The 17,605-nt window shown below is 63.5% G+C and carries 15 protein-coding genes; 9 read left to right on the top strand and 6 right to left on the bottom strand.

The window, feature by feature from the left end; all coding sequences use genetic code 11:
• Nucleotides 1-29: 29 nt before the first annotated feature.
• Nucleotides 30-1,343, bottom strand: coding sequence for an O-antigen ligase family protein (locus AC1RTB_RS19265; protein ID WP_492880675.1), 1,314 nt, complete (start codon nucleotides 1,341-1,343; stop codon nucleotides 30-32).
• Nucleotides 1,312-2,310: a glycosyltransferase family 2 protein gene (locus AC1RTB_RS19270; protein WP_492880676.1), complete on the bottom strand. Its 999-nt coding sequence runs from the start codon at nucleotides 2,308-2,310 to the stop codon at nucleotides 1,312-1,314. Before AC1RTB_RS19270 ends, AC1RTB_RS19265 begins: the two co-directional genes overlap by 32 nt.
• A 160-nt stretch (nucleotides 2,311-2,470) precedes the next feature.
• Between AC1RTB_RS19270 and AC1RTB_RS19275 the strand changes: the two genes are divergently transcribed.
• Genes AC1RTB_RS19275 through AC1RTB_RS19285 form a run of 3 tightly spaced genes read left to right on the top strand, consistent with a single transcriptional unit; the run spans nucleotide 2,471 to nucleotide 5,297 of the window.
• Nucleotides 2,471-3,646 carry a glycosyltransferase gene (locus AC1RTB_RS19275; protein WP_492880677.1) on the top strand — a complete coding sequence of 392 codons (1,176 nt, stop codon included), beginning with the start codon at nucleotides 2,471-2,473 and terminating at the stop codon, nucleotides 3,644-3,646.
• Nucleotides 3,643-4,410, top strand: a complete 768-nt coding sequence (locus tag AC1RTB_RS19280; protein ID WP_492880678.1) for a WecB/TagA/CpsF family glycosyltransferase — start codon at nucleotides 3,643-3,645, stop codon at nucleotides 4,408-4,410. The genes AC1RTB_RS19275 and AC1RTB_RS19280 overlap by 4 nt, the downstream gene beginning before the upstream one ends.
• Nucleotides 4,407-5,297, top strand: a complete 891-nt coding sequence (locus AC1RTB_RS19285; protein WP_492880679.1) for a DUF6492 family protein — start codon at nucleotides 4,407-4,409, stop codon at nucleotides 5,295-5,297. Before AC1RTB_RS19280 ends, AC1RTB_RS19285 begins: the two co-directional genes overlap by 4 nt.
• A gap of 3 nt (nucleotides 5,298-5,300) precedes the next feature.
• Here the strand turns inward: AC1RTB_RS19285 and AC1RTB_RS19290 are convergent, their stop codons facing one another.
• A complete protein-coding gene (locus AC1RTB_RS19290) occupies nucleotides 5,301-6,596 on the bottom strand; it encodes a lipopolysaccharide biosynthesis protein (protein ID WP_492880680.1) in 1,296 nt (431 codons plus the stop codon).
• A gap of 163 nt (nucleotides 6,597-6,759) precedes the next feature.
• Here AC1RTB_RS19290 and AC1RTB_RS19295 point away from each other — a divergent pair, with 163 nt between their 5' ends.
• The 6 genes from AC1RTB_RS19295 to AC1RTB_RS19320 all read left to right on the top strand — a co-directional run bounded on the left by AC1RTB_RS19295 (nucleotide 6,760) and on the right by AC1RTB_RS19320 (nucleotide 15,032).
• Nucleotides 6,760-8,985, top strand: coding sequence for a GNVR domain-containing protein (locus tag AC1RTB_RS19295; protein ID WP_492880681.1), 2,226 nt, complete (start codon nucleotides 6,760-6,762; stop codon nucleotides 8,983-8,985).
• A gap of 112 nt (nucleotides 8,986-9,097) precedes the next feature.
• The gene (gene folD, locus AC1RTB_RS19300) at nucleotides 9,098-9,994 is read left to right on the top strand and encodes a bifunctional methylenetetrahydrofolate dehydrogenase/methenyltetrahydrofolate cyclohydrolase FolD (RefSeq protein WP_492880682.1); all 897 of its coding nucleotides are present in this window, start codon (nucleotides 9,098-9,100) and stop codon (nucleotides 9,992-9,994) included.
• A 71-nt stretch (nucleotides 9,995-10,065) separates the two neighbouring features.
• Nucleotides 10,066-11,028 carry a GlxA family transcriptional regulator gene (locus AC1RTB_RS19305; protein WP_492880683.1) on the top strand — a complete coding sequence of 321 codons (963 nt, stop codon included), beginning with the start codon at nucleotides 10,066-10,068 and terminating at the stop codon, nucleotides 11,026-11,028.
• A gap of 74 nt (nucleotides 11,029-11,102) precedes the next feature.
• Nucleotides 11,103-12,755 carry a vWA domain-containing protein gene (locus tag AC1RTB_RS19310; protein ID WP_492880684.1) on the top strand — a complete coding sequence of 551 codons (1,653 nt, stop codon included), beginning with the start codon at nucleotides 11,103-11,105 and terminating at the stop codon, nucleotides 12,753-12,755.
• A gap of 309 nt (nucleotides 12,756-13,064) precedes the next feature.
• Nucleotides 13,065-14,591, top strand: a complete 1,527-nt coding sequence (locus AC1RTB_RS19315; RefSeq protein ID WP_492880685.1) for an ABC-F family ATP-binding cassette domain-containing protein — start codon at nucleotides 13,065-13,067, stop codon at nucleotides 14,589-14,591.
• Nucleotides 14,592-14,681: 90 nt separating this feature from the next.
• Nucleotides 14,682-15,032: an MliC family protein gene (locus AC1RTB_RS19320; RefSeq protein ID WP_492880686.1), complete on the top strand. Its 351-nt coding sequence runs from the start codon at nucleotides 14,682-14,684 to the stop codon at nucleotides 15,030-15,032.
• 6 nt (nucleotides 15,033-15,038) lie between these two features.
• On the opposite strand, the gene AC1RTB_RS19325 is transcribed toward AC1RTB_RS19320, so the two are convergent.
• The 3 genes from AC1RTB_RS19325 to edd are packed head-to-tail and all read right to left on the bottom strand — an operon-like array spanning nucleotide 15,039 to nucleotide 17,560.
• Complete coding sequence (locus tag AC1RTB_RS19325) at nucleotides 15,039-15,437, bottom strand: type II toxin-antitoxin system VapC family toxin (protein ID WP_492880687.1); 399 nt, start codon at nucleotides 15,435-15,437, stop codon at nucleotides 15,039-15,041.
• Nucleotides 15,434-15,685, bottom strand: coding sequence for an AbrB/MazE/SpoVT family DNA-binding domain-containing protein (locus AC1RTB_RS19330; protein WP_492880688.1), 252 nt, complete (start codon nucleotides 15,683-15,685; stop codon nucleotides 15,434-15,436). Before AC1RTB_RS19330 ends, AC1RTB_RS19325 begins: the two co-directional genes overlap by 4 nt.
• Nucleotides 15,686-15,736: 51 nt before the next feature.
• A complete protein-coding gene (gene edd / locus AC1RTB_RS19335; RefSeq protein WP_492880689.1) occupies nucleotides 15,737-17,560 on the bottom strand; it encodes a phosphogluconate dehydratase in 1,824 nt (607 codons plus the stop codon).
• Nucleotides 17,561-17,605: the final 45 nt, after the last annotated feature.

Consider the following 17,605-nt stretch of genomic DNA (forward strand, 5'->3'; position numbering starts at 1 on the left):
GGCGCGCCGCGCATGATCAAGAGAGCCGCTCAGGCGCTCGACTTGTGGATGACCGTGCGTGAGACCAGCCTGAGTCCGAGCACGCCGAAGACGAAGAACATCCACACCGGGTCGGTGCGGCGGAAAAAGAAGCTTTCGAGGAAGGCGTTGAGCGAGGTGAACAGCACCACCATCATGAAGAAGTCGCCGAGGAAGACGTTTTCCTTGTAGAGCGGGATGCGCATGTAGTCGCGCATCGGCGCGATCAGGAAGACGTAGATCGCCACGACAAGTGCCGGAAGTCCCATGGCCACGGCAAGATCGATGTAGCCATTGTGGCCATGTACGATGCCGCTGATGTCCCAGCGCTGGTCGAAGGTCTGGTCGATCCCGGTGACAATGGGCGTGCCCCAGAAGCTTTCATAGCCGTAGCCGAACCATGGCTGCCTGGCGATCATCTTGCCGGCAAACTCCCAGATCGTCGTGCGGCCGGTATAGGTGAGGTCCGGAAAAAGATGGGCGGCAAGCTGCTTGAGCGGATCGATGAAGACGATGCCAAGCGTGGCAAGGGCCGTGCCGGTCACGGCAAGCGCAAACACCAAGGTCACGCCAAGCCGCATGCCGATCATTCCCGGCAAAAGCACCAGCAGGATCGACAGCGGCACCAGGCCCGCCGTGGTTTTCGATCCGGTATGCGCCATGAAGAACATGGCCAGCAGAAACAGGATCACGCCCGACCAGCGCCAGCCGCGGCGGAACAGGTAGATCCCGGCGAAGCTGAAACAGGCCATGACGGGTGCTGCGATATTTTTGTGCGTGAAGGCGCCGCGCCATAACCCGGAATGTTCGGGCTCGAAGCCGCCGGAGCCGTGGATCGCCACGCTCGGATAGAAAATGACACCAGCGTAGCAAAGTCCAACGACCACGAAGCCGGCGAAGGCGAGTACAGTCGAATAGGCTTCGCCGTCGCGCGGCAGCGCCAGCACGGTTGCCATGGCGACGATGCCGATGAGGGTGAATATGGCGGCGCGGAACGCTGCATTGGGATCGATGGCATTCGCCACCGAAACCATGAAGAAGCACAAAAGCAGCAGCCAAGGCAGGCCGGCCAGCGCGCGCAATCTGCCCGGACCGGCCAGGGTCAGCAGCGCAAAAATGGCAAAGGCGCCGAGCGATCCGAAACCGAGCTGGTTGACGATATCGCCGCCGCCATCGAGGTTGGCGCTCGCCGGCTGGAACGGCCGGAACGATACGACGACGATGGTCAGCACCATCGCTGCGACCGCCGTGGCGACGCCCGCAGGGGTGAACGCCGCCGAAAGCGGCGCGGCGTCAGTTCTTTTCAGGCTGCCGGTATTGCTCATTGGCATAACCGAAGTCGGCCATCACGCGACCGAGCGCCACATGGATCGGATAGATCGCGACCGATGGCGAGCCGGTGACGACAAGGCGCTTCAAGGCACGCAGGGGCGAGGCGGCAAGAAGTGCCAGGCTTTTCAGGAAGACGCGCGTATTGGCGAACGGCGTACCGGCGTATTTCTTCTTCGCTACCAGGGTTGAGATGACGCCATTGCGCAAGGACCGGGCGCGGATCCAGTCGGCCTCGAGGCGACGTGCCGGAACCGTTTCGAACAGTTTTGCTTCCGCGCACCAGCCGAGCTTGAAACCCTTTTGCGCAGCCCGGCTCAGGAAGTCGGAGTCGCCGCCGCCCATGAAATTGAAGCGCAGGTCGAGGAAGGGCGGGCCCATGGCCAAAAGCACGTGGCGGCCGACGAGCAGGTTGCCCGACGAATAAAGGGCAGCGACGCGCCCGGTGGTGGAATAGGGCGGTGCGAAGACCGGATGTGTCGCCCAGACCTGATGTGCGGCATCGGTGAAGACGGGCACCTGCGGCCCACCGACGATGTCGACGCCAAGGCTTTCGGCGGCCGAACACATGGTTTCAAGCCACAGCGGATCGGCCAGTTCGTCGTCGTCGATGACCAGGAGCTTGGTGAAGTCGGGAAAGTGCAGGAGTGCCGTGTGCCAGCCGGCATTGTAGGCGCTGCAATTGCCGCGCTCATGCGCGACGATCACCAGCCCCGCCATCGCATCGCTTTCAAACAACGGCAGCGCGGCGCGCAGGCCTTCGCCGCCCTCGGCGTCGTTTTCCATGACGATGACAGCGAATCGCCGCGCGGTTTTTTGCTTGGCGAGCGAATCGAGCGTTGCCAGCAACTGCTGAGGCCGGCGGAAAGTCGGCAGCGTGACCACCACCTCCACATCATCCACCTCCAACGCGGGCGACATGCCTGCAATGGTCACGGATTTGAGGGGTGGTAGAGCATTCATGAAAAGGGCGCCGTTCTTGATGCCCCTCCCTACCACCGGCACGATAACGGTCGGTTAAATAACCGGTGAGTGCCGCCGGTCAGGCGTATTCCGCAGCAGGCCCGAATTGCTTAAAGAAGACTTCACTGCGCGCTGCTATGGCATGGGCAGGAATTAGTTGATGCATCTGCTGTTTGCCACATCCATCGTGCCTGACGGAGCGCTTTCCTCGGGCTACGAGATCGCCAATCAGGCGATCATCGATGCGTTGCGCCGGGCCGGCGTGCGCGTGACCGTGCTCGGCTTTGGCTGGCCTGACAAGGCGCCGTCCGATCCCGAAAACACCATTCTGCTTGGCTCGATCGATGTGCGCACAGACGCGGCACCCTTGCCGCGAAAACTGGCCTGGCTGGCGAGCGCTGTTGCCTCGGGCCTGACATTCGCGTCGGCCAAGCTGCGCGTGGTCTCCGATGACACCGTGCGCCAGGCAATCGCGGCCGCGGGGCCGTTCGACGGCTACATCCTCAATTCGGTGCAGATGGCCGCTGCCTTCGAAAGCGCCTTTCAGGACAGGCCGTCGATCTTCGTCGCGCATAATGTCGAGTTCCGCTCGGCGGCGGAGAACGCGCAAGCCGCCAATGGTGCATTTCAACGCGCCTTGTTTCGGCGGGAAGCAAGACTGCTCGAAGTCATCGAAAAGCGGCTGTGCCGCAAGGCACGGTTCGTCTTCACGCTGGCCGAGGAGGATCGCGCCGAGCTCGGCGTTGCCTCCGACAAACGCTCGGTGGCGCTGCCGCTGGTCACCCGCTCGGAGCTTTCGACCGGGCACGGCAAGCGGGATATCGAGTGCGAGGCGGCGCTGATCGGCACCTGGACCTGGGAGCCCAATCGTATCGGCCTCGACTGGTTTCTGGGCAAGGTCGTGCCGCATCTGCGCAATGATTTTCGTATTCATATCGCCGGCAGTGTTCCGGCCGCCGTGTCCTCGCCGCATCCCGGCGTCAAGTTCGTCGGCCGGGTACCGGATGCCCAGGCCTTCGTACGCAGTGCTGCGGTCATCCCGCTCGTCAGCACATCCGGCAGCGGTGTCCAGCTCAAGACCATCGAGACCTTTGAACTGGGCCTGCCTTCGGTGGCAACTGCACACTCGCTGCGCGGCATCGCCCACAAGCCTCAGAATTGCATCATGACCGACGATCCCGCTGCCTTCGCCAGAGCGCTCGAACAAACCGTCGATCAGCGGGTCGCCGACGTCGATGGCAGCGATTTCCACCGCCGGCAGATCGCAGCACTCGACAGCGCGATTGCGCTTGGCCTCGCGAAGCTTGGTGCCGGCGCGTGTGAGGTGGCGGCGTGAGCGTCACTGTTTCCAGCGCAGCTATACCGGTCCGGCGCATTCTCGGCGTTCGGGTCGCCAGCCTGCGTCGCGACGAGGCGGTATCCCATTTGTTGCGGGTTCTCAGGGACAAGACCTTCACCAAGGTAACCTTCCTCAATGCCCACAACGCCAATGTCGCCTGTTCCGACAAGGAATTTGCCGCGGCACTCGACGATTTCCTGGTTCTCGCCGACGGCGTCGGTGTCGATGTCGCCGCGCGCTGGCTCTATGGCGCGCCCTTTCCCGACAATCTCAACGGCACCGATTTTGTGCCGGCCTTGCTCGAAGCGTCTCAGACGCCGCTGACCGTCGCTCTGCTTGGCGCAAAACGTGCCAATGCCGAGCGCGCCGCGGAGCGGCTGGCGAAGATCGCGCCCCAGCATCGTTTCGTCGTTGTTCACGATGGTTTCTTCACCGCTCAGGAAGAGCCCAGGATAGTCGCCGACATTGGTGCGCTTCGCCCGGACATCTTGCTCGTCGCCATGGGGGTCCCGCGCCAGGAGTTCTGGATCGCGCGCAACCTGGGACCACAACATTGCACGCTGCCGATCGCCGTCGGCGCGCTGCTCGATTTCCTTAGCGGCTCGGTGCCGCGCGCGCCGGAGTGGATGCGCCGGCTGCGTCTCGAATGGCTGTTTCGCCTGCTGATCGAACCGGGCCGGCTGTGGCGGCGCTATATCGTCGGCAACCCGCTCTTCCTGCTTCGCGTGCTGCGCCAGAAGCTCGCCGGGGACCGCTCTTGAACGCTCAGGGAACATCGACGGCTCCGGATGCCGCCTTGGTGACGGCCAGCTATGCCGCCGATTTCGAGCGCTGCCGCCTGCTGTGCGAGACCGTCGACCGTCATGTCGTCGGCGCCTCGCATCATTATCTGCTGGTCGAGCACCGCGACGTGGCGCTGTTTCACCAGTTGGAAGGCAGCCGCCGCACCGTGATCGACGAGCGCGATCTGTTGCCGTCCTGGCTGCGCGACATACCCGACCCGACAAGCCTGTTTAAGCGACGCGTCTGGCTGAGCTTCAAGGCGCCACCGTTGCGTGGCTGGCATGTCCAGCAGTTGCGGCGCATGGCCATCGCCGATCGGATCGAGCAGGAAACGCTTGTCTATGTCGACTCCGACGTCGCGTTCCTGAGACCCTTCGATTGCGCCCGGTTCTGGCGCGACGGCAAGCTGCGGCTGTTTCGCCGCGACGACGCGCTGCTTGCCCCGGGGCATGACAATCATCGCATCTGGTCTGCGAATGCGGCCGCAGTGCTTGGCATCGCTGCGCCTGAAGTTTCCCCGCACGATTATATCTCGACATTGATCGCCTGGCGCCGCTCAAGCGTGCGCGAGATGCTCGCGCTTATCGAAAAGATCAGCGGCCGGCATTGGGTCGAAGCGGTGTGCGCCCGGCGCAAATTCTCCGAATGCATGATCTATGGCCGCTTCGTCGACGAGGTCGTCGACGGTGCCGGGCATTACCACGGCTCGGAGGAGTTCTGTCGGGTCCACTGGACCGGAACGGCGCTTTCGGACGCACAGTTCGAAGCTTTCGTCGCTGAAATGTCGCCGGAACAGGTGGCGATCGGCATGCAATCCTTTATCGGTACCGACCTCGGCCGTATCCGCAGGCTTGTCGCGGCCTGACGCTCAGATCGCCCGGGCTGGCCGACGCAGCGCCGTATAGGTCACCGCGGCCGAGGCGAGATAGAGCAGCGCGAACATCCCGTTCAGCGACCACACCAGCGTCTCGGTGTCGGCGACCCGAAGCAGCAGCATCGAAAGTAGCGCAGCCTTCAATCCTGCGAGCATGGCAAGGTTGCCGGCGCGGATCAGCGTCTGGCCGCGCGCGAACAACAGCTCGGCATGATACTCGACGAGATTGCGCAAGGCCGGAACGAACAGGGCGAGGCCAACCAGCGGTGCGGCCTCCGAGACATTGCGACCGAGGAAATTGGGATAAAAATACAGCACCACGGCGAGGAACAGCAGGGCCGAGGTGGAGACGATCAGGATGCCGGCTTCGATGCCGATCTTGACCTTCAGCCTGGCCAGCATCTGCGGCGCGCGCATCATGCGCTGCACCAGCATCATCGAAAAGGTACGGATCGGGATGGCCGTGAGGTCGACCAGCCGCATGACGATGGCATAGATGCCGGCGAGATGCGGGCCGCCTATGGCCAGCACCAGCAGCTTGTCGAACTCCATCTGCAGGTAAAACAGCACCTCGGCACCGGCGACATAGATCGAATCCGACAGCCGGCGCCAATAGAGGTCCGGCATGAGCCTGAGCCGCTGGCGCGGGTAGAACATGCCGAAAGCCAGGACCAGCGAGACGAGATTGCAGGCGACGTAGAATCCGGCCCAGGCTTCGACAGTGTGGCTGGGCCAGAAAATGAACAGTGCTGCCGCAACAGCTTTTATCGCCGACGTCAGGATCGCCAGCACCGCCGCTTTGCCGAAGCGTCCGAGACCGTTGTTGACGATCATCGCCACCTCTACCGGCCGCCAGAGCAAGGCTTCGGCGAAGATCACGGTGGCGAAAATCGCGGCCGGCAATGTGCTTTTGAAAAACAGGAACCAGGTCAGCGCCGAGGCCGCCGCAAGCAACGGCAGCGACAGCAGCGCCAGCATCAGGAAGCCTGCGGTGTAGCTGCCGATCAGCCGGGGGCGGATGGTCGCCGTCCGGTAAAGTGCTGAGATGAAGCCAAAGGCAAGCGTGCGCGACAGCATCACGCCGGCGGCAGATGCGGTGGCGAAAAGGCCAAAATCGGCGATCGACAGCGTGTTGGCGAGCGCCACAAAATAGATCAGCGAAAAGACAAGTCGTCCCGCTGAGCCGCTGATCGCCGAGAAATAGTCTCGCAGGACCGTGCGCCGATCCGACAGGAAACTGCCGATACGCTCGCGCAACGGCATGCGCGGTATGTCATTTGCCCGGGTCATGATCTGTCCGGACGATAGCCCCCAAAGCTTAATGTGCGGTTCCGCGGCGGATGCAAAAAAAGCCATGAAGGCAGACAATTAACCTTTTGTTTCCCACGCCTGTTTAGCTTGGGTTAACGACCGGACGATGATCCGGACTATCCTGTTGGAAGCTGCCCGAATCATGGACGAATCTGGAAATCGCGACGACTGGAGGCGCAAGCGCTCGCTGCTCGCGCTGGACCAGGACGACGCCACGCCCAAGTCCAAGGCGGCCTCGCTTCTTTCGATCTCTGTCGATGAGCCCGCGGAGCCCAGGGTGCAGGATCCGGTGACTCGACATCGCATGGCTCGCCTGCGTCGCGAAGCCGACCGCGCCGCGCATGATACAGCCGCCGAGGCCCAGCCTGCTGCGGACGTACGATCAAACAACGACCGTCCGGCAATCAAGGCAGCGTCGGCTCCGTCCTCGATGACCGGCACCTGGCGTGACCGCTTGCTTGGTCCCACGGTTCCCGTTGCCGCGATGGTTCAGCCCGCGGCCCCGGATGTGGCGTCATACCAGGATCAAGGCGACCACGACGACGTCCGCTGGAAGCCGCTGATCGATCCGATGAAGGTCATCGGCGGCATTACCCGCTCGAAGCTGCTGATCGCGTCAACCACTTTGGTGGGCGCGCTCATAGGCGTTGCAATCGCGCTGTCGACACCCAAAATGTACCAGGCGTGGACCGAGATGATCGTCGATCCGCGCAACCTCAAGCTCTCCGACAAGGAACTGACCGTTGGCGACCTGCCTTCGGACGCGACGCTTGCCATTGTCGAAAACCAGGTGCGGGTGCTGACGTCGGGGTCGGTTCTGACCAAGGTTGTCGACAAGCTCAACCTCGCTGAGGATCCGGAGTTCAATGGCACCGCTGGAGGCGGTTTCAGCGTTCGTTCTTTCCTGCGTTCGCTGATCTCGCGCGATGACGCGGCAACAGGAGATTCGACCGGTCGCAAGCATACGCTGGCAACGACGCATCTCGCCGAAGCGCTGACCATCGAGCGAGGCGCAAATACGTTCGTCGTCTCGATTGGAGCAAAGACCGAGGACGCCGAAAAATCGGCAGTCATCGCCAATACGATGACCCAGGTCTTCATGCAGACCTTTGGCGAGCTGCAGGCGGGAACCGCGGGGCGCGCGACCGACGAGCTCAATGCCCGGCTGAATGAGATGCGTAAGTCGGTTGAAGCCGCCGAGCGCAAGGTCGAGACATTCAAAGCCGAAAATGAACTCATCAATCCGCAAGGACGGCTGATCACCGACGACGAGATCCAGCGCGTCAACGACCAGCTGACGGCTGCGCGCACGCGTACGTTGGAACTCAACGCCCGGGCCGCATCGACACGCGATCTCGGCGTCGACTCGGTGCTGAGCGGCACGTTGCCGGAGGCAATCGCCTCACCTGCGATCACCGAATTGCGGGCGCAATATGCAGCGCTGACCCAGGAGGCCGACCGGGCAGCCGTGAAGCTTGGTCCGCGTCATCCCGAGCGCCTGGCTGTCGAAGCCCAGTTGACCGGTGCCCGTGAGCGCATCGCGACGGAGCTGCGCCGGGTCGCGGCTTCCATTCAGGTTGAACTCAAGCGCGCCGTCCAGATGGAGCAGGAGCTTGCCGCTCGCCTTGCCCAGTTGAAGGTGCGCCAGGGCAGTGTCGGTGATGAGCTTGTCACGCTGCGCGAACTCGAACGCGACGTTACCGCCAAGCGCGCTGTCTATGAAGGGTTCCTGCTCAGGGCACGCGAAACGGGTGAGCAAAAAGACATCAATTCGGCCAATGTGACGGTCATTTCGACGGCCTCGCCGCCGCTTGAATCGACCGGACCGTCGCGTGCCATGATCTCGATCGCCGGCATGCTGCTTGGCTTTGCAGCAGGCGTTGGCGTCGGCGCCTTGCGCGGCGCGCTCGAAAGCCTGCGCGATACAGCCAACAGCCGCGCCCGCGCCAAGCCCGTGTCACGCCGCAGGCCGGAGGAGATCACTGGAAGCGAGCCGGAGGCGCGTCCCGCGGCGTCTGCGCCCAAGGCCGAAGCAGCTCCGGTGACGTCGCAGGCTCTGCCGCAGCCGACGGCCGGTCAGCAGGCCCCGCAGCAAGGCGCCTTCGTGCCGGCAAATCCGCCCGCTCCGCAAGCAGGCTATGGCCCAGCCGCGCCGCAGCAGTCTGGCTATCCCGCACCATATCTCTATCCGCAGGCCTATCCGCCGCAGCCGGCGGGCCATTATCCTTGGCAGCCAGTGCCAGCGCAGGCACCGCATGCCGAGCCGCAGGCACCCCAAAACCAGATCGACGAAATCAGCGAGAGCCTGCGCGAGGTTCGCAAGGAGTTGAACCAACTCAGGGCGCGCCGCTCGCGCCGCTACTTCTGAAATTCTCCCGGGCGGTTTCGAGTTTACGGCACCGGACGCCGCAATGGCGAGGTTGCTGGTCGGAAATTTGATGACAATGCCGCCTCGAACGCTGCAGCAGACGGAGTAGACCATGGCTGAGATCATTGACGGAAAGAGTGTCGCGGCCGAGGTCGTCGAGGGCGTCAAGAAATCGTCGGCCAAACTTGCCGAGCATGGCGTGAAGCCGGGTCTGGCCGTGGTCATTGTCGGCGAGGATCCCGCCAGCCAGGTCTATGTCGCCAACAAGTCGCGCACCGCCAAGGAATGCGGCTTCCATTCGGTCCAGCACACGCTCGCCGCCGAAACCTCGGAAGCCGAACTGGTGGCCCTGGTCGAAGCACTCAATGCCGATCCTGATATCCACGGCATTCTTGTGCAACTGCCGCTGCCCGGCCACATCGATGCCGGCAAGATCATCCAGACGATCGCGCCCGACAAGGATGTCGACGGCTTCCATTTCATCAATGTCGGCAAGCTCGCGACAGGTGAACTCGACACGGCGCTGGTGCCTTGCACGCCCTTCGGTTCAATGCTGCTGATCGAGCGCAAGCACGGCAAGGACCTTTCCGGTCTCAACGCTGTCGTGGTCGGTCGCTCCAACATCGTTGGCAAGCCGATGGCCAATCTCCTGCTTGCCGCCAACGCCACCGTCACCATCGCCCATAGCCGCACCAAGGATCTGCCCGCGCTCTGCCGCACCGCCGACATTCTCGTTGCCGCCGTCGGGCGGCCGGAGATGGTCAAGGGCGACTGGGTCAAGCCGGGCGCGACCGTCATCGATGTCGGCATCAACCGCGTCCCCGCGCCTGAAAAGGGCGAGGGCAAGTCGCGTCTTGTCGGCGACGTCGAATTTGCTTCGGCCGCCAAGAACGCGGGCGCCATCACACCGGTGCCCGGCGGTGTCGGCCCAATGACAATCGCCATGCTGATGGCCAATACGCTGGTGTCGGCCTATCGCCACGCCGGCCTCGAATATCGGGGGTTCTGAGTGAAAGCGGCGTTGTTGAAACCGGCGCCGCTTCCTTGCCCAACTCGGCGCTTTCTGTAGATTTGGCCTCCATGTCAGAGCCCCACCCCGAAGGCCGCCAGTTCGCTTTCCTGCTGGTCGACAAGTTCTCGATGTTCTCGCTTGTTGCCGCTATCGACACCTGTCGGTCGGCCAACCGGCTGCTCGGCCGCGATGTCTATGGCTGGACCACGGTTTCGGCCGACGGCGAGTCGGTGATCGCCTCCAATGGGCTGCCGCTCAAGGTCGACTATTCGGTCGCCGATGTGCCGGCGGTCGACATCATGTTCGTCTGCGTCGGTGTCGCCACCGAATTTCCCGGCAAGAGCAAGGTGCTCGGCGCGCTTCGTTCATGGGGACGGCGCGGGGCGGCACTCGGCGCGCTGTCGGTCGGCTCGTATCTGCTTGCCGAGGCCGGTCAGCTCGACGGCTACCGCTGCACGATCCATTGGGAAAACCGTGCCGGCTTCATGGAGAAATTCCCTGACATCGAGTGCACCAACAATGTCTTCGAGATCGACCGCAAGCGCTACACCTGCGCTGGCGTGACCACCTCGATCGACCTGATGCTCGAAATCATCCGCCGCGACTTCGGCACCAACCTTGCCAACGAAGTCGCCAACCAGTTCCAGCACGAGCGCATCCGCTCGGCCGGCGACCGTCAGCGTGTCGGACCCGAGCGCGATCTCACCGGCAAGTCGGACAAGCTCAAGCGCATCGTCGAGCTGATGGCCGACCACCTCGACGAGCCGCTGTCTGCGGTACAGCTCGCCAAGACTGCCGGGCTGTCCGTCCGTCAGGTCGAGCGCCTGTTCCTGCGCCATCTCAACGTAACGCCGGGGCGCTACTACATGCGGCTCAGGCTCGAACGCGCCCGCGAACTTTTGCGCCAGACCAATTTGCCGATCCTCGATGTGGCGATCGCCACCGGCTTCACCTCGCACTCCTATTTCGCCCAGAGCTACCGGCTGCAGTTTGGCCGCCCCCCGAGCGAAGAGCGCCGCACCACCTATTGATCGGTCCCAGGGTTGTCAGTCCGAGGCCCCTTGGTTAGCCTCGCTGCCATCAACCTGAATCGGCGAGGGACGGCATGAAGGCGTTTACACGAGGCATCCTGGCGTCTGCGCTCATGCTCTCGGCAATGGCAACTGCGCATGCCGCCGACCGTACCATCATCATACTCGACGCCTCGGGCTCGATGTGGGGCCAGATCGACGGCAAGCCGAAGCTTGAGATCGCGCGCGAGGCGCTGCGCACCGTGCTGAAGACTGTGCCGGCGGATGCAGAGCTTGGCCTGATGGCCTATGGTCACCGCGAAAAGGGCAGCTGCACCGATATCGAGCTTGTCGTGCCGCCCGCCGCCGGTTCGGCAAGTGCGATCACCGCCGCCGCCGACAACATGAAATTCCTCGGCAAGACGCCGCTGACCGCCGCCGTCAAGCAGGCCGCCGAAGACCTCAGATACACCGAGGAGAAGGCGACGGTCATCCTCATCACCGACGGGCTCGAGACCTGCAACGCCGATCCGTGCGCGCTCGGCAAGGAGCTCAAGCAGTCGGGCGTCGACTTCACCGCGCATGTCGTCGGTTTCGGCCTGACGGCGGAAGAGGGCCGGCAGGTCGCCTGCCTCGCCGAAAACACCGGCGGCAAATACATCCAGGCCTCGGACGCCAAGGCGCTGGAGCAAGCGCTGGTGCAGACGGTTGCCGCACCTGCGCCCGCGCCGGCCCCAACGCCTGTAGCCGAGCCGGCCAAGCCCGAGTTCAATTTCGTGCCTGAAGTGACGATGGCTGCCGGCGGCGATCCGCTCAAGGATGCTGGCAACACTTGGGAGATCTACAAGGCCAATGCGGATGGCACCAAGGGCGAACGTGTCACCACTGAATACAACAACTACAAGGGTTCGCTCGAAGCCGGCGACTACATCATCCGCGCCACGCTCGGCGAGGCGGCAGCCGAGCAGCCGCTGAAGGTCGAGGCTGGCCAGGTCTACAAGCCGCTTTATGTGCTCAATGCCGGCACGCTGGTTGTCCGCCCACGCCCCAGCGAAGGTGCCGACGTCAACGATGGCGCAACCGTCGTTGTCGAATATCCTGGCGGCACCGGCCCTGCCACCAACTATGGCCAGATCAAGATTGTGCTGCCCGCTGGCGAGCAGAAGCTGACGGTCAAGATCGGCGAAGGCGAAGCGAGCGAGACGATCCAGCTTGCCGCCGGACAGACCATTGAAAAGGATGTCGTCGTCGGCGTCGGCCATGTGCTGGTCAATGCGCTCTATGCCGAAGGTGGCGAGAAGGTCGACGCGTCAGGCCTCGACGTGAAAATCTACAAGGCCAAGAAAAAGATCGACGGCACCCGCGAGCAGGTGACCTACGCCTTCGGCCCCGACGCCAAGTTCGACTTGTCGGCGGGCGACTATGTCGCTGTCGTGAGGATGGACCAGGCCGAGGTCGAGCAGCCTTTCAGCGTGAAGGTCGGCGAGCGTGGCGACGTGACGGCGGTTCTCGACGCCGGCGTGCTGGCGATCAGCGCCCCGGGCGCCAGGACGATCAAGGTATTCTCGGCCAAGAAGGACATCCAGGGTGAACGCAAGGACTTCGGGGTAGGTTACGACGAGAAGCATCAGGCAACCTTGCCTGCCGGCGACTACGCGGTGGAAGTCGACCGCGAGGCCAATGGCGGCAAGAAAGAGGGCACGGCCACCGTCCATGCCGGCGAACGCAGCGAAGTCACCATCCAGTAGGATTGCAACTTGCAGCGGGCGCGGCTATTTAGGCAGCGCAACGCGTCAAACAAACAAAGGAGGGCTGCGTGTACACGTTTTTTCGTCACCATCGTCAGCGCGGCCCCGTCCACGCCCTGCAAACAAGTTTGCAGGGCTGACCACAGACGATCGCCAAAGCGTATCTCTTTATTGGTCTGCCCTTCGTGGTGATGCAGCGCTGAGCTTTGAGCTCGCGCCTGCACAGTGACAATCCACCGGGCCCAGCCTCCCCAGATGCATCCCTTGACAGGATGCGGGACGACGGTCCGGACAGACCAGAGAACGACTATGGCATTGATCAATCTGAGGTCGCTTGGCGTAACCCTTGGCGCGCCGCTTTTTTCCAATCTCAACCTTTCCGTCGAGCCGGGCGACCGCCTCGGCATCGTCGCCGCCAATGGCCGTGGCAAGTCCACGCTGTTGCGCTCCATGTCAGGCGGTTTCGAACCGACGTCGGGCGACATCACCCGCGCGCGCGGCCTGCGCGTCGGCCATGTCGAGCAGGACGTGCCGGCCAGCCTGAGCGATGTGGCATTCTATGAGGCGGTCCTCCGGGCGCTAACCGAGGATCAGGCCGAGAGCGAAAGCTGGCGCGTCGACATCGTGCTCGACTCGCTCGATGTGCCCGAAGCGATGCGTGAACGCCCGCTGTCGCAGCTGAGCGGCGGCTGGCAGCGGCTGGCGATGCTCGCCCGCGTGTGGGTGACGGAGCCTGACGTGCTGTTGCTCGACGAGCCGACCAACCACCTCGATCTCGCCAGGATCAGCCAGCTCGAAGACTGGCTGAACGCGCTGCCGCGCGATGTGCCAGTCATCATTTGCAGTCACGACCGCGCGTTCCTCGATGCCGTGACCAACAAGACGCTGTTCCTGCGACCGGAAAATTCGCAGGTCTTCTCGCTGCCTTACTCCAGGGCAAGGGCGGCACTCGATGAAATCGATGCCTCCGACGAGCGTCGGTTCCAGAAGGACATGAAAACGGCGCAGCAACTGCGGCGCCAAGCCGCCAAGCTCAACAATATCGGCATCAATTCGGGCAGCGACCTTCTGGTGGTAAAAACCAAGCAACTGAAGGAACGGGCTGAAAAGCTGGAGGATGCGGCGCGGCCCGCCCATCTGGAACGCTCGGCTGGCGCCATCAGGCTCGCCAATCGCGGCACGCACGCCAAGGTGCTGGTCACGCTCGACGATGCGGCTGTCACCACGCCGGACGGTACGCTGTTGTTTCGGACCGGCAGGCTGTGGCTGCGCCAGGGCGACCGTGTCGTGCTGCTGGGCCGCAACGGTACCGGCAAGACGCGCCTCGTCAACATGGTCCGTCAGGCCATCGGCGCCCCCGAAAATGCTGGCGATGCCGTCAAGGCGACGCCGTCGCTGGTGCTTGGCTATGGCGACCAGGGCCTGTCCGATCTCGAAGACCGCGACACGCCGCTCGGCGTGCTTACGCGTCGCTTCGAGCTAGGTGAACAGCGCGCCCGCACCTTGCTGGCCGGTGCCGGCATGGGCATCGATATGCAGGCAAGCCAGATCGGCCGGCTGTCGGGCGGGCAGAAGGCGCGCCTCGGCATGCTGGTGCTCAGGCTGACCAACCCGAACTTCTATCTGCTCGACGAGCCGACCAACCATCTCGATATCGACGGGCAGGAAGCACTGGAAACCGAACTGTTGAAGCACGAGGCGAGCTGCCTGCTGGTGTCGCATGACCGCAGCTTCGTGCGCGTCGTTGGCAACCGGTTCTGGCAGATCGAGAAAAAGCGCCTGGTCGAGGTCGAGGGGCCGGAGGACTTTTTCACCGATGTGGCGGGCGCCGCTTAAACGCCGCCAGCTTGCCGAGGCACACCAGCTTCGGCAAGCTGTCGCCGCATGTCATTCGGTTTTTGGATTTCGGCTTGGATGGAGGCCCATATGCGTTTGATTTTGACGGCAATCTTCCTGGTGTCTGCTCTGAGCGGCGCAGCGGCCTCGGCCGTCACCATCGACTTGCCCGGCGATGCGGCGGTCGAGCGTCAGGCGGTGACCTATAAATGCGGCGACCGCGAAGTGAAGGCCGAATACATCAACACGGCGAACAACTCGCTGGTCGTGCTCGGTCTCGGCGACGAGACGGTCATTGCAGTGACGGTACTCAGCGGGTCCGGCGCCAAATATGCCGGCCAGCAATATGTCTGGTGGACCAAGGGCGACAACGCCGACCTCTACGACCTGACCAAGGGCGAAGATGCTCCGCCGGTGTTCTCGTGTTCTGCGCAGAAGTAGAGTTGGTCAGACCAGAAGTTTTGCCTCGACACCGATCTTCTTGACCAGGCTCGCGGCCTTCTTGTCGAAGGTCAGGAACGTTGAGCCGCCAGCTTGCGCGCCCTCGAAGGCGATGACACCATCGGCAAAGTCGCCGCCGGCGAGCAACACGGTAATACCAGCATCGGCGGCTGGCCGGTTCGTCTCTACGATGCTGGAGGCGAGCAGTTCCCGAAGCGACGCTGCCACATTTGCTGCCGGACGTTTGTAGCTCTGCCTCAGAACCCATACCAACTCGCAAAGCGTGGTGAGCGGAACGACGACGCTGTCTGCCTGCTCCAGAGCCTGCAGCGCAGTTGCGCTCTGGATTTCGTCATCCATGACCGCGATCCGCACAAGCACATTTGTATCGGGCGTGATCTTCACCGTTTGCCAGCCCAGCCATCACGAATGGCTTGGCTTATCTCTTCGAGCGAGCGGGCGGCCTCTCCAGGTTGGTGCAGGCTCCCGATGAAGCCCTTCAGCGCATCCTTGGGTCTCACTGCGCTAAGACTTGCCTTGCCGTCGGGCAAGACGTCGACAGCAATCTTGTCTCCGGGCTTGACGCCGAGATGCTGCAGCACCTCCTTGCGAAGCGTGACCTGGCCCTTGGCTGTGACGGTCAAAATGGTCATGGCGAACCTCTGACCAGAAAGTAAGGCAATATTGCCTTACTTTCAAGCTGGTCAGGCCGTCCCGAACACGCTCGCGCCGTGGTCGGCGCGGCCGGCCATCTGGCGGAAGCCGGCAAACAGCTCGCGGCCAAAGCCGTATTCGTTGCCGGAGAGGTCGCAGACCGGGGCAGGGCGCAGCGCCAGGTCGCCGGCAGGCACCAGCACTTCGAGCGTGCCTTCCTCGGCGTCGAGCCGGACGATGTCGCCGTCATGGACACGGCCGATCGGCCCGCCTTCGAGTGCTTCCGGCGTGACGTGGATCGCTGCCGGAACCTTGCCCGACGCGCCCGACATGCGCCCGTCGGTGACCAGTGCCACCTTGTGGCCGCGGTCCTGCAGGATGCCGAGAACGGTGGTCAGCTTGTGCAGTTCCGGCATGCCATTGGCCTTGGGCCCCTGGAAGCGGATGATGGCAACGAAATCGCGGTCGAGCAGCCCAGCCTTGAAGGCGTCGTTGAGACCCTGCTGGCTGTCGAACACCAAGGCCGGTGCTTCGATGATGCGCCGCTCGGGCTTCACCGCCGAGGTCTTGATGATGGCATGGCCGAGATTGCCACCCAGCACCTTGAGCCCGCCGTGCGGTTGGAACGCCTTGGATGCCGGCGCCAGCACTTTTTCGTCGCCGCTTAGCTTGGGTGCTGGCTCGCGCACAACCGAGCCGTCGGCGCCGAGCTTGGCTTCGACCGCATAGGGGCGCAGCCCTTCGCCCCATACTGTCTGCACGTCTTCATGCAACAGGCCGACGTCGAGCAGTTCGCGGATCAAAAAGCCCATGCCGCCCGCCGCCTGGAAGTGGTTCACGTCGGCAAGGCCGTTCGGATAGACCCGCGCCAGCAGCGGCACAGCGTCGGACAGGTCGGAAATGTCCTGCCAGGTCAGCCGGATGCCGGCGGCGGCCGCCATGGCGATCAGGTGGATTGTGTGGTTGGTCGACCCGCCGGTGGCGTGCAGGCCAACGACGCCGTTGACCACCGAGCGCTCGTCGATCATGCGCCCGGCGGGAATGTATTCATTGCCGAGTGCGGTGATCGCCAGCGCGCGCTTGGCGGCTTCGCGCGTCAGCGCCTCGCGCAGCGGCGTGCCCGGATTGACGAAGGAAGCGCCCGGCGTGTGCAGGCCCATGATCTCCATCAGCATCTGGTTGGAGTTCGCCGTGCCGTAGAAGGTGCAGGTGCCCGGGCCGTGATAGGACTTCGACTCCGCTTCGAGCAGCTCTGCGCGGCCGACCTTGCCCTCGGCATAAAGCTGCCTGATCCTGGCTTTTTCGTCATTCGGCAGGCCTGTCGTCATCGGCCCGGCTGGAACGAAGATCGCCGGCAGATGGCCAAATGTGAGTGCCGCGATCACCAGCCCCGGCACGATCTTGTCGCAGACACCCAGATAGACCGCCGCATCGAACATGTTGTGGCTGAGCCCGACGGCGGCCGCCATGGCGATCACGTCGCGCGAAAACAGCGACAGCTCCATGCCCGGCTGCCCTTGCGTGACGCCGTCGCACATCGCCGGAACGCCGCCCGCCACCTGGGCGATGCCGCCGGCTTCGCGCGCTGCGTCCTTGATCAGCTGCGGGAAGGTTTCGAACGGCTGATGCGCCGACAGCATGTCGTTGTAGGAGGTGATGATGCCGATATTGGCGACCTTGTCGCCGCCGAGCGCCACTTTTTCCGAGGGGCTGCACACGGCAAAGCCATGCGCGAGGTTGCCGCAGGACAGCACGCCCCGGTTGGCCGTCTTGCCCGCTGCCTCGGCGAGGCGGCCGAGATAGATCTCGCGGCTGACCTTCGAGCGTTCGCGGATGCGCTCGGTGATGGCTTGGATGTCGTTCCTGGCGGTCATGGCCCTAGTCCTTTCAACTCGGCGCCCGAAGCCTGGGAGGATGCT

Source organism: Aminobacter sp. GW821-FHT11F06 (assembly GCF_058808215.1).